We start from the raw sequence: 12,411 nt of genomic DNA, 5'->3' as shown, positions 1-12,411 counted from the left end.
ATGAGTGGTGCAATGCCGTGAATCGACAGACGGCTCCGGTCCCCGCCCCGGTCGGCCGACCGTCCGCCGATCCTGGATCTACCGCACCCCGTACCGCGCGGTGATGCCCGCCACGACGATCTCCAGCCCTTCGCCGAACTGCCGGTCGTAGTCCGCGAAGATCTCGGCGCCCGCCTTCGCCGACAGCGGGTAGTCGGCGAGCATCCGTGCGCGTTCCGCCACGTCGAATCCCTCGCGCCGCTCGCCCGGCCGCGGGTGCACGCCCTGCTCCTCGGTGACGAACCCGATGGTGTACGAGTACGCGGTCGACGAGGCGCGCACGGCGTCGGCGAAGGTGAAGCCGGCGGCCATGAACAGGCGCAGGGTCTCCTCCATCTGCACGGCGTGGTCGGCGCCGGTGAAGCGGGAGCCGCTGAAGACCTTGGCGCCGTCGCGGTAGGCGAGCAGCGCCGCGCGCAGCCCGTGGTTGGCCTTGCGGAGCCGGTCCTGCCACGAGTCGGCGGGGTCGAGCGCCGTCCCCGCGACCATCCGCCGGTACATCTCGGTCGCCATCTCGTCCAGCAGGGCCTGTTTGTCCTTGAAGTGCCAGTACAGGGCGGGCGCCTTCACGTCCAGCTCCCGGGCGATGGCACGCAGGGTCAGCCCGTCGAGACCCGCCTCGTCGAGCAGCCTGAGCGCGGTGTCCGCGACCCGCTTGCGGTCGAGGGGGGCACGTCGTTCGGTACTCACACTTGACAGCTTAACGCCGTTAAGGCCACTCTCGTGGACGACAGCACTTAACAGCGTTAAGGAGTTTTCCATGCGTATGGACGTGGACGTCCTGATCGTCGGCGCGGGCCCCGCCGGTCTCGCCCTCGGCATCGACCTGGCCCGGCGCGGAGTGGACGCGCTGGTGGTGGAACGGGGCGAGACCCTCGCCCCCGGCTCCCGCGGCAAGGGCCTCCAACCGCGCACGATGGAGGTCTACGAGGATCTCGGCGTCCTCGACCACATCCTCGCCGCGGGCGGCCCCTACCCGGTGGGCATGGTCTGGGCGGACGGCGAGCAGGTCGGCGAGCACGCGATGTTCGACCCGATGGAGGACGGCGAGGAGGGCTGCCGCTTCACCGTCCCCTGGATGGTCCCGCAGTGGCGCAACCAGGAGATCCTGCTGGCACGGCTGACGGAGCTGGGCGGGACCGTGGCCTTCGGCCGTGAGGTTCTGCGGCTCGAGCAGGACACCGAGGGGGTGACGGCGCACTTCCGCTCCGGCGGGCCGGTCCGCGCCCGGTACGCCGTCGCCGCGGACGGCGGCCGCTCGGCGGTGCGCCGTGCGCTCGGCATCGAGATGAGGGGCGAGACACTCGACCCGGACGCGGCCCTGGTGGCAGACGTGCGGATTCCCGGCCTGGACCGGACATGGTGGCACCTGTTCCCGCCGAGCGGGCCGGACTCGGGCTTCCTGGCGCTGTGCCCGCTGGCCGGGACGGACCATTTCCAGCTGGTGGCGCGGCTCCCCGAGGGGACGGATCCGGATCTGTCCCCGGACGGCGTCCGCAAGCTCGTCGCCGCGCGCACCCACCTCGCGCCCGAGGCGGTGACGGAGGTGCTCTGGTCGTCCGACTTCCGCCCGCGCGCCGCCCTGGCGGACCGCTTCCGCGAGGGACGGGTCTTCCTGGCCGGCGACGCGGCGCACGTCCACTCCCCGGCCGGCGGTCAGGGCCTGAACACCAGCGTCCAGGACGCGTACAACCTGGGCTGGAAGCTGGGTGCGGTGCTGAGCGGCCGGGCGCCGGAAGCCCTGCTGGACACCTACGAGGAGGAGCGCCGCCCCGTCGCCGAGCACGTACTCGGCATCTCCACCGCGATCCACCGGGACGAGGCGAGGCGCGGTGCGTCGACCCGGCAACTGGGCCTTGACTACCGGCGATCGTCACTGAGCGAGGAGACCCGGGAGAACCCCGGTCCGCCGGCCGCCGGCGACCGCTTCCCGGACCTGACGGTCGACGGCGTCCGTCTCTTCGACCGGCTCAGGGGCCCGGACTGGACCCTGCTGACCCTGGCGGACGGGGTGTTCCTGGTCCGCCCGGACGGCTATGTGGGCTGGGCGGGCGCCACGCAGGACGGTCTCGGGGCGTACCGCGCACGGGTCGGCCTCGACGGGTCGTCGCCGTCGAGGAGGCCGGGAACGGACGCGTTCCGCCCTTGATCGCCCCTCGGGGGAACCGCCCGGCTCAGAAGGCGTCCGACGGCACGTACGTCCCCCAGACCTCCCGGAGGGCGTTGCACACCTCGCCCACCGTCGCCCGGGCCCGCAGCGCGTCCTTCATCGGGTACAGGACGTTGTCCTCGCCCTCGGCGGCCTTCTTCAGGGCGTCCAGGGCCGCGTCCACCGCCGCCCGGTCGCGCCCGGCCCGCAGTTTCGCGAGGCGCTCGGCCTGCTGGGCCTCGATGGCCGGGTCGACGCGGAGTGGCTCGTAGGGCTCCTCCGTGTCGAGCTGGTAGCGGTTGACGCCGACCACGACCCGCTCGCCGGAGTCCGTCTCCTGAGCGATCCGGTAGGCGGAGCGCTCGATCTCCGACTTCTGGAAGCCGTGCTCGATGGCGGCGACCGCGCCACCGAGGTCCTCGACCTTCTTCATCAGCTCGACGGCCGCCGCCTCGACGTCGTCGGTCATCCTCTCGACGACGTAGGAGCCCGCGAAGGGGTCGACGGTCGCGGTCACGTCCGTCTCGTAGGCCAGCACCTGCTGGGTGCGCAGGGCGAGGCGCGCGCTCTTGTCCGTGGGCAGCGCGATCGCCTCGTCGAAGGAGTTCGTGTGCAGGGACTGGGTGCCGCCGAGGACCGCGGCCAGGCCCTGGACGGCGACCCGGACCAGGTTCACCTCCGGCTGCTGGGCCGTCAGCTGGACGCCGGCCGTCTGCGTGTGGAAGCGCAGCATCAGCGACTTGGGGTTCTTCGCGCAGAACTCCTCCCGCATCACCCGCGCCCAGATCCGGCGCGCGGCGCGGAACTTCGCGACCTCTTCGAGGATGGTCGTACGGGCCACGAAGAAGAAGGACAGGCGGGGCGCGAAGTCGTCGACGTCCATGCCCGCCGCCACCGCCGTACGGACGTACTCGATACCGTCCGCCAGGGTGAAGGCGATCTCCTGCGCCGGGGACGCGCCCGCCTCCGCCATGTGGTAGCCGGAGATCGAGATCGTGTTCCACTTCGGGATCTCGGCCTTGCAGTACTTGAAGATGTCGGCGATCAGCCGGAGCGAGGGCTTCGGCGGGAAGATGTACGTGCCCCGCGCGATGTACTCCTTCAGCACGTCGTTCTGGATCGTGCCGGTGAGCCGGTCGGCCGGGACGCCCTGCTCCTCGCCGACCAGCTGGTACATGAGCAGCAGCAGGGCCGCCGGGGCGTTGATCGTCATCGACGTCGACACCTTGTCCAGCGGGATCCCGCCGAACAGCACCCGCATGTCCTCGACCGAGTCGATGGCCACGCCCACCTTGCCGACCTCGCCGCTCGCGATCGGGGCGTCCGAGTCGTGGCCCATCTGGGTGGGCAGGTCGAAGGCGACCGACAGGCCCATCGTGCCGTTGGCGATCAGCTGCTTGTAGCGGGCGTTGGACTCCACCGCCGTGCCGAAGCCCGCGTACTGGCGCATGGTCCAGGGGCGGCCGGTGTACATCGACGGGTAGACGCCCCGGGTGAAGGGGTACTTGCCCGGCTCTCCCAGCTGCCCGGCCGGGTCCCAGCCGGCCAGGTCCTCCGGCCCGTAGACCGGCTCGATGGGCAGTCCGGACTCCGACTCACGCGTCATGGGTGTGATGCCTCCCGCTGAGCTATACCCGCTGCTTCGACCACTCGGGTCACCTACCGGTCGCCTGCCGACCGTGCTATCGGTTACCCGTCAGTACGGTCCGACCGTCCGACGGACTGTATCGGGGCGCGCGTACCCGGTGGAGAGGGCCACGCTGGGACCTTCCTCACAGACTGTTCGCGGCCGCCGGTCACCACGATGCCGCTCCGTTCGCGAGACGTCATCCCGGGGGAACATCCCAGGCATGCGGATGCGGAGATCGATCGCCGTCCTGACCGGCACGGCGGCTCTGGTGACGGTGTGCGGATGCAGTGCGCGGGCCCCGGGAGCGGACGGAGCGGCACGCTCGCCCGCCCCTGCCGGCGTCGGCCGGACGGCGTCGGCGCCGGCGTCGGCACCGGCCCGGGCCACCACCGACGACAAGCCGAGCGCACCGGCCACCGGCGCCCCGCCTCCCGCGGTCCTGTGGTCCCGGGGCGACGAGGGGCGCGACGTCCGCGAGCTCCAGGCCCGGCTGCGCCAGGTCGCCTGGCTCTTCGAGGGGCCCACGGGAACGTACGGCGAGCGCACCGAGGAGGCGGTGAAGGGCTTCCAGGACAAGCGCGGGCTGCCGGCGACCGGGAGGACGGACGCCGTCACCTGGCGGCGGCTGCTGGCGATGACGCACGAACCCGGGGAGTGGGAGCTGTACCTGATGGGCGGTCAGCCAGCCGCCGCGCCCGATCCCCGGTGCCGGTCCGGACGGGTGCTGTGCATCGATAAGACGACCCGGACCCTGCGCTGGATGGTCGAAGGGCGGACCCTGACGACGGTGCCGGTCCGCTTCGGCTCGCAGTACACGCCCACCCGGGAGGGCGTGTTCCACGTCTACTGGAAGTCCCGCGACCATGTGTCCACGCTCTACCACTCGCCGATGCCGTACGCGATGTTCTTCAGCGGCGGGCAGGCGGTGCACTACTCGGCCGACTTCGCCGCCCGCGGCTACGCGGGGGCCTCGCACGGATGCGTCAACGTGCGGGACGAGACGGCGATCGCGAGTGTGTTCGCACAGGTGAGGAACGGCGACAAGGTCGTCGTGTCCTGGTGAGCGCGGCGGCGCGAGCCGGGTGAGGGCGGGAGGTGTTCGGGGCGCGAGCGGGACCGGGGGAACGTGTCCCGCCCGCGCCGAGCGCACGAGCCGGAAGTACGGGGGGAACCCCGGCTCTGTGCAAGGGCCGATGACCAGTCGGCTCACTTCTTACTGCGCGCCGGCCGCCGAAAACGTCACACCCTCGGCGAAAGAATTTCGGGGACTCGCGAAAAGCGCAGGTCAGTGGTGGTGATCGGACGAATTTCCACCGGAGTGGGCCGAGTGGCCCGAGCCGCGGCCGGCCCGGCCGTCGCCCTCGTGGCCGCCGCCATGACCTCCGCCACGGCCGCCGTGTCCACGCCCCCGGTCACGGTCACCGTCGCGACCACGGCCCCCGTCGCCGTCGCCGTCGTCGTCGGAGCCGCCCTTGTCGCCCGAACCGGACCTGTCGCCCGTGGCGCCGCCGCCACGGCCTCCGCGGTCGCTCTGGTTCTTTCCGGTGTCCCGGCCGGTGGTGCCGTTCGGGTTGCGGTCGTCGCCCCGGGAGTTTCCGGCGGCGGTGCCGTCGAGGACGCCCGCGCAGTACTTCGGCACGCGCGTCGGGCCGCCCGCGAGTTGCTCCAGGGACTGGCGGCGCTCGGTGTCCAGGGCGCGCCCGGCGCTCAGGTCGCGGCAGGACGAGGTCACGCCGGCCGGCCAGGTGTCCCGGGGGTCCGGGGCGGCCGAGGGGGCGCCGCCCGCCTTTCCGTCCCCGGTGTCCTCGCGGCCGGTGGCACCCGCGCCGCCGTCCGGGGCCGCCGGGTCCTCGTCGCCGCCCGGGGCGTCGGGCGCGGGTGTGGCGAGCGAGCGGTCGTCCGGGGGCACGGGGGCCGGGACGGAGGCCGCGGGACGGGCGGGTTCGGCGCCGTCGAACGGGGTCGGCAGGACACCGGTCCCGGCCGCGACCCCGCCCACCATCCCGGCGGCGAGCGCGGCGGCCAGCCCCAGCCGTACGGGCCGGCTCCACCGGGCCGGACGCCCGGCTTCCGGGACACGACCGCCGATACGCACCAGTCCCGCGTCGGCGGCGTGCGGGACACGCGGCCGGCCGGTGGCGGCGTCCGTCGTCCCACCGCCGAGTCCGGCGGGACCCGTGGCGAGGCCGGCGAGAGCCGCGAGACCGGCACGGCCCGCGAGGTCGGCGCGGTCCGCGTGGGCCTTGCGGAAGGCGGCCAGGGCGGCGGCCTCGCCGGGCAGTTCCTCGTCGGCGGGCAGGGTCTCGGCGGCGGGCGCGGAGAGCGCGGCCAGCGCGGCGAGGGTCCGGGCGAGCCGCTGGGCCTCTTCCCCGGCCGCGGCGCCGACAGCGTTGTCGGGTGACTCACCGCGCAGCAGACGCTCCGCCGTTTCGCGATCGAGCCACCTGTCCTGCTTGTCGGCCATCACATGTCCTTCTGCGTCCGCGCGCGCATATGCGTCACACCGGCGGACGTCACCGCGCGCGAGCGCGGTTCTCGCTGAGACGGCAGCGCGTCGAGCACACCGGCCGTCTCGGGATCCTCACCGAGCAGTTCCGCGAGCTTCTTCAGGCCGCGGTGCGCGGCCGTGCGCACCGCACCGGGTCGTTTGCCGAGCGTCTCGGCGGCCGTCTTGGCGTCCAGGCCCATGACCACCCGCAGCACGACGGCCTCGGCCTGGTCCTGCGGCAGCCGGGCGATGAGTCCGAGGGTGCGGCCGGTGGCCAGTGCCTCCATGGCCTCGCCCGCGGTGTCGGACTCGGCGGGGCGGGCCGTCAGTTCCGTCTCGTCGGCGACCGTCGCCGGGCGCCGGCCGCGCATCCGTATGTGGTCCAGCGCGCGGTTGCGGGCGATCCGGGCGGCCCAGCCACGGAAGCGGTCCGCGTCGCCGCTGAAGCGGTCCAGGTCCCGGGCTATCTGGAGCCAGGCCTCGGAGGACACGTCCTCGGCGTCGGGGTCGCCGACGAGCGTGCGTACGTACCCGAGCAGCCGCGGGTGCACCGTGCGGTACACAGTCCGGAACGCGGTCTCGTCCCCGTCCTGTGCCGCGAGCACCGCGGCTGTCAGCTCCGCGTCGTCCCCCACGTCGTGGTTTCCTCGGTCGATGGTGCGCGGTTTTCTGGACCGCAGGTCGTTTGCGGTGGTCTGCCGCTTGGCCGTCCGGCGCGAAAGGCACGTTACGACCTGAAACAGCCGCACGTCCATGTCCGTAGAACATGCAACTAACTCGTGACGCGAGCGGGTGCGGTCGGGGTGTGACAGAAAACGCATCCATGGCGCTGTAGGGAGTACGGGCCGCCGCGCGGCCCGTGCCGCGCGACGGCCGGGGCCTCTCCTGTGGGGGGTGGCGGCCTCGGCCGTTGCTTTGGCGGCAACCGGTTACCGGCCCTCGGCCCCGCTCGTGGCGGCCTTGGCGCTCGTGGCGGCCTTGGCGCTCTTGCCGGCCTTGGGTGTCTTCCCGGCCTTGGCGGTCGCCTCGGTCTTCTGCGACCCGCCGGCCTTCGGAGTCCCGTCGGCCTTCGGGCTCTTGGCGGTCTTCGGTCCGCCCCCTGCCGACGCGGATGCGGAAACGGCCGCCGCTCCCTCTGCCTCCAGCTCTGTCGTGCAGTACGCCGTGACGTTCGCCGCGCCGCCCGCCGCGGTCACCAGGCGTTGCCAGGCGGTGGAGTCCATCGCCCTGCCCCGCCCACGGACCTTCTCGTAGGCACGGCAGTGCGCGTCGGTGTCCTCGGCGCCCACCGGGCGGTCCCGGCCCGCGGAGGCGTCCGGCCGCGGGCTCGCGGAAGCGGTGTCGGCGGGCCGGGCCCCGGTCGCGGTCGCCGCCGGTACGGGACGGCCCGCGCCCTCGGCGACACCGCCCGTGGAGGACGCGACGGCGGCGAACCCGACCCCGCCCAGCGCGAGGCCGGCGACCAGCACGGAGAGCGTGGCCCGCAGCGAACGGGCCGTGTGCCGCCGGACCCGGGGCCGCCAGTCGTCCCGGCGCCGGGTACGGGCCTGGTGCGCGCCCGCGTCGCGGGCGGCCCGGAAGGCGGCGACGGCCCTCCGCTCGCCGTCGCTGCCGGCGTCCTGCATCGCCTCCGGGCGGTCGCCGGGCCCTCGCGGACCCCGCGGCATGCGCAGGGCCCGGACGAGCAGCACCGCCGACGGAGGTCCCGCGGCCCCCGGCGCGTAGGCGGCGGCTTCGTCCTCGGCAGCGGTGTCCGCGGGGTGTGCGCGCCGACGGCTGTGGCCCGCACCGTCGTTCAGCCGTTCACCCATGTCCGTTTCCGCCTCTGTCCCGTCCGTCCGGTCAGGCCGTGCGACCTGGTGGCCGGGCCCGCCACTGATCCATACGGTTCGCAGCCCTCGCCGTTCATGTCGACTCCCCCAGCGTTCGGGGGCCGCCATCCGTCACACCTTCGGCCACACCCGCGGCGTCGAGCTGGCGGGCCAGCCGCTTCAGGCCCCGGTGCGCCGCCGTACGGACGGCGCCGGGGCGCTTGCCGAGCACGCGGGCCGCGGCGGGTCCGTCCAGCCCCACGACCACCCGCAGCAGCACCGCCTCGGCCTGGTCGCGCGGCAGCCCGCGGACCAGTTCCAGGGCGTGCTCGGTGGAGAGCGACTCCAGCGCCTCGTCGTGGGTGCTGGAGGGGCCGGCCAGGTCGAGGACGACGTCCTGGTCCAGCACCGCCGACCGCGGCCGGACCCGCAGCCGGCGCAGATGGTCGAGGGCCCGGTGCCGGGCGATGGTCGCGGTCCAGCCGCGGAACCCCGCGCCGTCGCCCTTGAACCGCCCCAGGTCGCGGGCGATCTCCAGCCAGGCGTCGGAGGCCACGTCCTCGGCGTCGTCGCCGACGATCCCGCGCAGGTAGCCGAGCAGTCCCGGCTGCACGATCCGGTACGCGACGGCGAACGCGGCCTCGTCACCGTCCTGGGCCAGCGTCACGGCCGCGCCCAGTTCCCGGTCGTACGCCTGCGCGCGCCGCGGTTCCCCTCCCTGGCCCAAGACTGTCCTCGTTCGTGCGGAGTCCGTTCCGGCACGCGACTCCCCCCGCCGGACCCCGGGTCCGAACACGGCCACGCCCTCAAGGTCATCAGCGCCGGGCCGCGCAGAAGTGTCACAGCGGACGAATGCACCACCGGGCCCGCGCGGCGCCGCCGCCCTCAGGCCGCGGCCAGCTCGCACCACACGGAAGCGCCATGGTGTACGCGGGTGGCCCCGTGTCCAAACTGGACACCGTGGTGCGCGACGGACCGAACGGCCCCGTGTTCATCGACACCGAGGCACAACTCAGCCGCTACCGAACACTCTTTCGTAGGGTAGAAGCAGTGTCACTCGAGCCCGAGCGTTCGCGTGCCTTCATCCATCGGCTGGCGAAGGAGCTGTAACGCATTGACCTGGAAGAAGTCTTCCTACTCCGGCGGCGGTCAGGGCGATGCCTGCGTCGAAGTCGCCCACCATCACCCCCATATAGCCATCCGCGATTCCAAGGCCCCCGACCGAGCCACCCTCAGCTTCCCGGCGGACACGTTCGTCGCGTTCCTCGACGGGCTCAAGCGGCGCTGAGCGGACCGGGGCGCCGAGGGTGCGGTTACCGCCGCCCCCGCATCGCGTCCCGGCACAGCAGCCGCAGGGATCCGTGGCCGCCGAAGCAGCGGCGGGACTCGTCGAGGGGTTCCCAGAGGCGGCCGTCGGGGGTGCGGACCCAGTGATCGCCGGCGGAGCCCCACCACTCCGCGCCGGTCTGCCGGACGATCACCTCGCCGGCGTAGGCGCCGAGTCCGCGCAGCACGTGCTCCACGGCGGTGTACGGCGAGCCCTCGCGCCGCAGCTCCTCGATCATGCGGTCGACACGCCACAGGCTCTGCGCGGAGTGGTCGAGATGGGGCCGGATGCCGTCGGGCGCGGCGGCCACCGCCTCCGCCGCCCAGCGCACGGGTTTCGCGGCGGCGGAGGGGCGGGGCGGCTGGCCGGTCTGGTCGGTCTGGTCGGTCGTCCTTCGCGTCACACTTGGAAGAGCGAGGTCGGCGCGGGTTGTGTCACTCGTATCCGGGGCCTTCGCGAGACCGGTGCAGGACCGACCCACCTCCCCCGCACCCCGCTCACTTACGTCCACGAGCCCGCCGATTTACCACCGCGCGCAGCACCCGGCGGCCTTCCGTGGACACTTCGAGGGCCCGGCGCAGTCCGCCCGCGCCGTGACCGGCGAGCACTTCCAGGACGGTGACCTGGCGGCGCAGTTCGGCGGTGACGAGGGGTGACATGCCCTCCGTGCCGCCTTCCCGGCAGGAGTCGACCGGGGAGGTGTCCGCGGCGGGGTCGAGGAGACGGTGGATCCGGAGCGAGGCGACGGAGCAGGCGTCGGCCCAGAGCCGTATGCCGGCGGCGCAGCGGTCGTCGGGAGCGGCGGCCAGCATCCGGCGGGCCAGGAGCTCCGCCTCGTCGCCCTCCTCGGCGGCCGACGCCAGCTTGCCGCGCACCTGTCCCAGCAGCTCGCCCCAGTCGGCGGCGTCGGAGGCCTCCGTGAGGTTCCCCCACAACGGCCGCAGGAGGTCGTCGGCGCCCCCGAGCAGGGGTATGCACCGATCCAAACAAGCCAGCCCACTGGCAGCCAGTCCGCGCTCGTCGGCCTGAGCGATCAGTCCCACCAGGCTCATGCACGCCTCCTCGCCAGGGCACCGATCTTACGGAGCCCGCACTTCCCCTTACTGCGTGCGACGGGTCAGGAGTGTCACAGGAGGCTTTTTCGGCCAAGCGGGAGCGGACCCGGGGACGAACGGACGCGGCGGTCGCCGCACTGCCCCGCGGCGCTCAACCGAGCCGGTCCGCCAGGGCCTTGAACTGCGTCCAGGTCAGCGGTGGCGTCCCGGCGTCCCACAGTTTCTGCGAGGTGGCCCGCAGCGGCATCCGGATCCCGGCCGCGATCTGGTCCTGCGTCTGCGAGTTCGCGAGGTCGCACCAGACCGAGAAGGAGCCGCCGAGGATCTGGGCGTCGTACTTCGCGGCGACCGGCGTGGTGCCGCGCAGCACCCGCGGGGTCCACTGCTGGTAGATCCGCTGCCCGGTGGGGTAGACGAAGTCGTTCGGTTCGCCGAGGACGTAGTACAGGTACTCGTCGTTGTAGTTGAGCATCCTGCGACCCGCGCTCAGGTAGTCCACGGGCGGCCGCGCCCCGATCTCCTTGCCCGTCCAGTAGGCGACCACGAGGTCGGAGGCCGGCTTGACGGACGTGCCGCGGAAGAAGCCGTCGTTCCACACCCGCAGCGTGCGGTCGTGGGCGCGCACGGTGTCGGCGCGGTCGTTGAGCCAGCCGGTGGTGAGGTCGGCGACGCCGGCGCCGGAGCCGTACCGGGCCGTCGCGGCGGCGGCGAGCTGCGGGTAGGAGGCCGCCGGGCTGGAGACCGTCAGGGCCTGGTACTCGTCACCGCCGAGATGCCAGTAGGCGCCGGGGAAGACGTCGGCGTACTCGTCCAGCAGGTCGTCGAGGAGGTCCGCGGAGTCGTCCTTGGAGATGTCGATCGCCCCGCGGGTCGCCACCCCGCTCGCGTTGCGCAGCTGGAGCTCGGGGTGGGCGGCGAGGACGGCGCCCAGGTGCCCGGGCGAGTCGATCTCGGGCACGACGGTGATGTGCCGGCTCGCCGCGAGGTCGACGATCTTCTTCACCTCGGCCTTGCTGAGGTGCTGGGCCGAGACGATCTCCGGGTGGCTGTCGGACTCGATCCGGAAGGCCTGGTCGTCGGAGAAGTGCAGACCTAGCTGGTTGTACTTCAGGTCGCCGAGCTCGCGCACCCGGTCCTCGATCCAGGCGGCGGTGAAGTGCTTGCGCGCGATGTCCAGCGTGAACCCGCGCTGCGGCTTGGCGGGCTGGTCGCGGACGACGCCCTCCGGCGCGGTCCCGCCGCCGTGCACCTCCTGCTTGAGGGTGCGGGTGCCGTAGAAGACACCGGCGTCGGAGGGCGCGCTGATGGTGACCCGTCCGCCGCGCACGGTCATGGTGTACGACTCCGGGTTCGCGCCCTCGTCGTCGTTGAGCGCCAGCCGCAGGTCTCCGGCGCGTACGTCGTCCTTCTCCCCGGCGTACGTCAGCCCCAGCTCGCCGGCGACGAGCCGCCCCTCGTCGGCGAGGCCGGCGTCGCTCACCACCACCCGGCGCGTGGACTGCGGCTTCCACCCCGGGCCGCGCGCCGGGGTGTGGGCGCTGACGGCGGGGATGGTGCGAGGGGTGGTGGAGAGGGCGTAGGAGCGGCTGGGCGTCGGGGTCGCGGCCTGCGCGGCGGCGGCGGGCGTCCTGGCGGCGGCCTGCCGGGAGGCGGCCGATCCGGCCGGTGTCGTGTCGTCGTCCGAGGAGGCCCACACGCCGACCCCGACGCCGAGCGCGGCGACCAGCCCGCCCGCCACGACTGCCCGCACCGCGACCTGCTGGTGCGGCTTCCTCTGCGGCGCCCGGCGCCGATGCCTGTGCCTGCTCACTCCGCCAACCGTACGACCCCCGGCCGCCCGAAGCGCGTCGAGCCCGACGTGACGGAGTCCACGACACGTTCCGAAACTCTCTCGTTCGAGTGAAATTCAGGC

The 12,411-nt window shown here is 73.3% G+C and carries 12 protein-coding genes and 1 pseudogene; 4 read left to right on the top strand and 9 right to left on the bottom strand.

Annotated features, from left to right (window positions below):
* Positions 1–78 precede the first annotated feature (78 nt).
* Positions 79–729: a TetR/AcrR family transcriptional regulator gene (locus QF030_RS26175; RefSeq protein ID WP_307165049.1), complete on the bottom strand. Its 651-nt coding sequence runs from the start codon at positions 727–729 to the stop codon at positions 79–81.
* A gap of 76 nt (positions 730–805) precedes the next feature.
* On the opposite strand from QF030_RS26175, the gene QF030_RS26170 reads away from it, so the two are divergent.
* Positions 806–2,188, top strand: a complete 1,383-nt coding sequence (locus QF030_RS26170) for an FAD-dependent monooxygenase (RefSeq protein WP_307167699.1) — start codon at positions 806–808, stop codon at positions 2,186–2,188.
* Positions 2,189–2,213: 25 nt separating this feature from the next.
* Here the strand turns inward: QF030_RS26170 and QF030_RS26165 are convergent, their stop codons facing one another.
* A complete protein-coding gene (locus tag QF030_RS26165) occupies positions 2,214–3,794 on the bottom strand; it encodes an acyl-CoA mutase large subunit family protein (protein ID WP_307165048.1) in 1,581 nt (526 codons plus the stop codon).
* A 244-nt stretch (positions 3,795–4,038) separates the two neighbouring features.
* Here QF030_RS26165 and QF030_RS26160 point away from each other — a divergent pair, with 244 nt between their 5' ends.
* Positions 4,039–4,881, top strand: coding sequence for a L,D-transpeptidase family protein (locus tag QF030_RS26160; protein ID WP_307165047.1), 843 nt, complete (start codon positions 4,039–4,041; stop codon positions 4,879–4,881).
* A gap of 222 nt (positions 4,882–5,103) precedes the next feature.
* Here the strand turns inward: QF030_RS26160 and QF030_RS26155 are convergent, their stop codons facing one another.
* From QF030_RS26155 to QF030_RS26140, 4 genes are all read right to left on the bottom strand, one after another.
* On the bottom strand, positions 5,104–6,282 hold the full coding sequence (locus tag QF030_RS26155; protein ID WP_307165046.1) for a hypothetical protein: 1,179 nt from the start codon (positions 6,280–6,282) through the stop codon (positions 5,104–5,106).
* Positions 6,282–6,941, bottom strand: a complete 660-nt coding sequence (locus QF030_RS26150) for an RNA polymerase sigma factor (RefSeq protein WP_307165045.1) — start codon at positions 6,939–6,941, stop codon at positions 6,282–6,284. The genes QF030_RS26155 and QF030_RS26150 overlap by 1 nt, the downstream gene beginning before the upstream one ends.
* Before the next feature lie 294 nt (positions 6,942–7,235).
* Positions 7,236–8,117 carry a hypothetical protein gene (locus QF030_RS26145; RefSeq protein WP_307165044.1) on the bottom strand — a complete coding sequence of 294 codons (882 nt, stop codon included), beginning with the start codon at positions 8,115–8,117 and terminating at the stop codon, positions 7,236–7,238.
* 94 nt (positions 8,118–8,211) lie between these two features.
* Positions 8,212–8,844: an RNA polymerase sigma factor gene (locus QF030_RS26140; protein ID WP_307165043.1), complete on the bottom strand. Its 633-nt coding sequence runs from the start codon at positions 8,842–8,844 to the stop codon at positions 8,212–8,214.
* 185 nt (positions 8,845–9,029) lie between these two features.
* Between QF030_RS26140 and QF030_RS26135 the strand changes: the two are divergent.
* Together QF030_RS26135 and QF030_RS26130 are read left to right on the top strand one after the other, a co-directional pair.
* Positions 9,030–9,227: pseudogene (locus tag QF030_RS26135) on the top strand (Scr1 family TA system antitoxin-like transcriptional regulator); the annotation flags it as partial.
* Between the two features lie 4 nt (positions 9,228–9,231).
* The gene (locus QF030_RS26130; RefSeq protein WP_307165042.1) at positions 9,232–9,405 is read left to right on the top strand and encodes a DUF397 domain-containing protein; all 174 of its coding nucleotides are present in this window, start codon (positions 9,232–9,234) and stop codon (positions 9,403–9,405) included.
* 25 nt (positions 9,406–9,430) lie between these two features.
* Here the strand turns inward: QF030_RS26130 and QF030_RS26125 are convergent, their stop codons facing one another.
* The 3 genes from QF030_RS26125 to QF030_RS26115 all read right to left on the bottom strand — a co-directional run bounded on the left by QF030_RS26125 (position 9,431) and on the right by QF030_RS26115 (position 12,237).
* Positions 9,431–9,847, bottom strand: coding sequence for a hypothetical protein (locus tag QF030_RS26125; protein ID WP_307165041.1), 417 nt, complete (start codon positions 9,845–9,847; stop codon positions 9,431–9,433).
* A gap of 94 nt (positions 9,848–9,941) precedes the next feature.
* Positions 9,942–10,496: a hypothetical protein gene (locus tag QF030_RS26120; RefSeq protein ID WP_307165040.1), complete on the bottom strand. Its 555-nt coding sequence runs from the start codon at positions 10,494–10,496 to the stop codon at positions 9,942–9,944.
* 154 nt (positions 10,497–10,650) lie between these two features.
* Positions 10,651–12,237: a beta-N-acetylhexosaminidase gene (locus tag QF030_RS26115; protein ID WP_307167698.1), complete on the bottom strand. Its 1,587-nt coding sequence runs from the start codon at positions 12,235–12,237 to the stop codon at positions 10,651–10,653.
* Between the last annotated feature and the right edge of the window lie 174 nt (positions 12,238–12,411).

The sequence above is a fragment of the Streptomyces rishiriensis genome (assembly GCF_030815485.1).
Taxonomy (GTDB): domain Bacteria; phylum Actinomycetota; class Actinomycetes; order Streptomycetales; family Streptomycetaceae; genus Streptomyces; species Streptomyces rishiriensis_A.
Note: the sequence above shows the minus strand (reverse complement) of the source record. Positions and strands in the feature narration are given on the sequence as shown.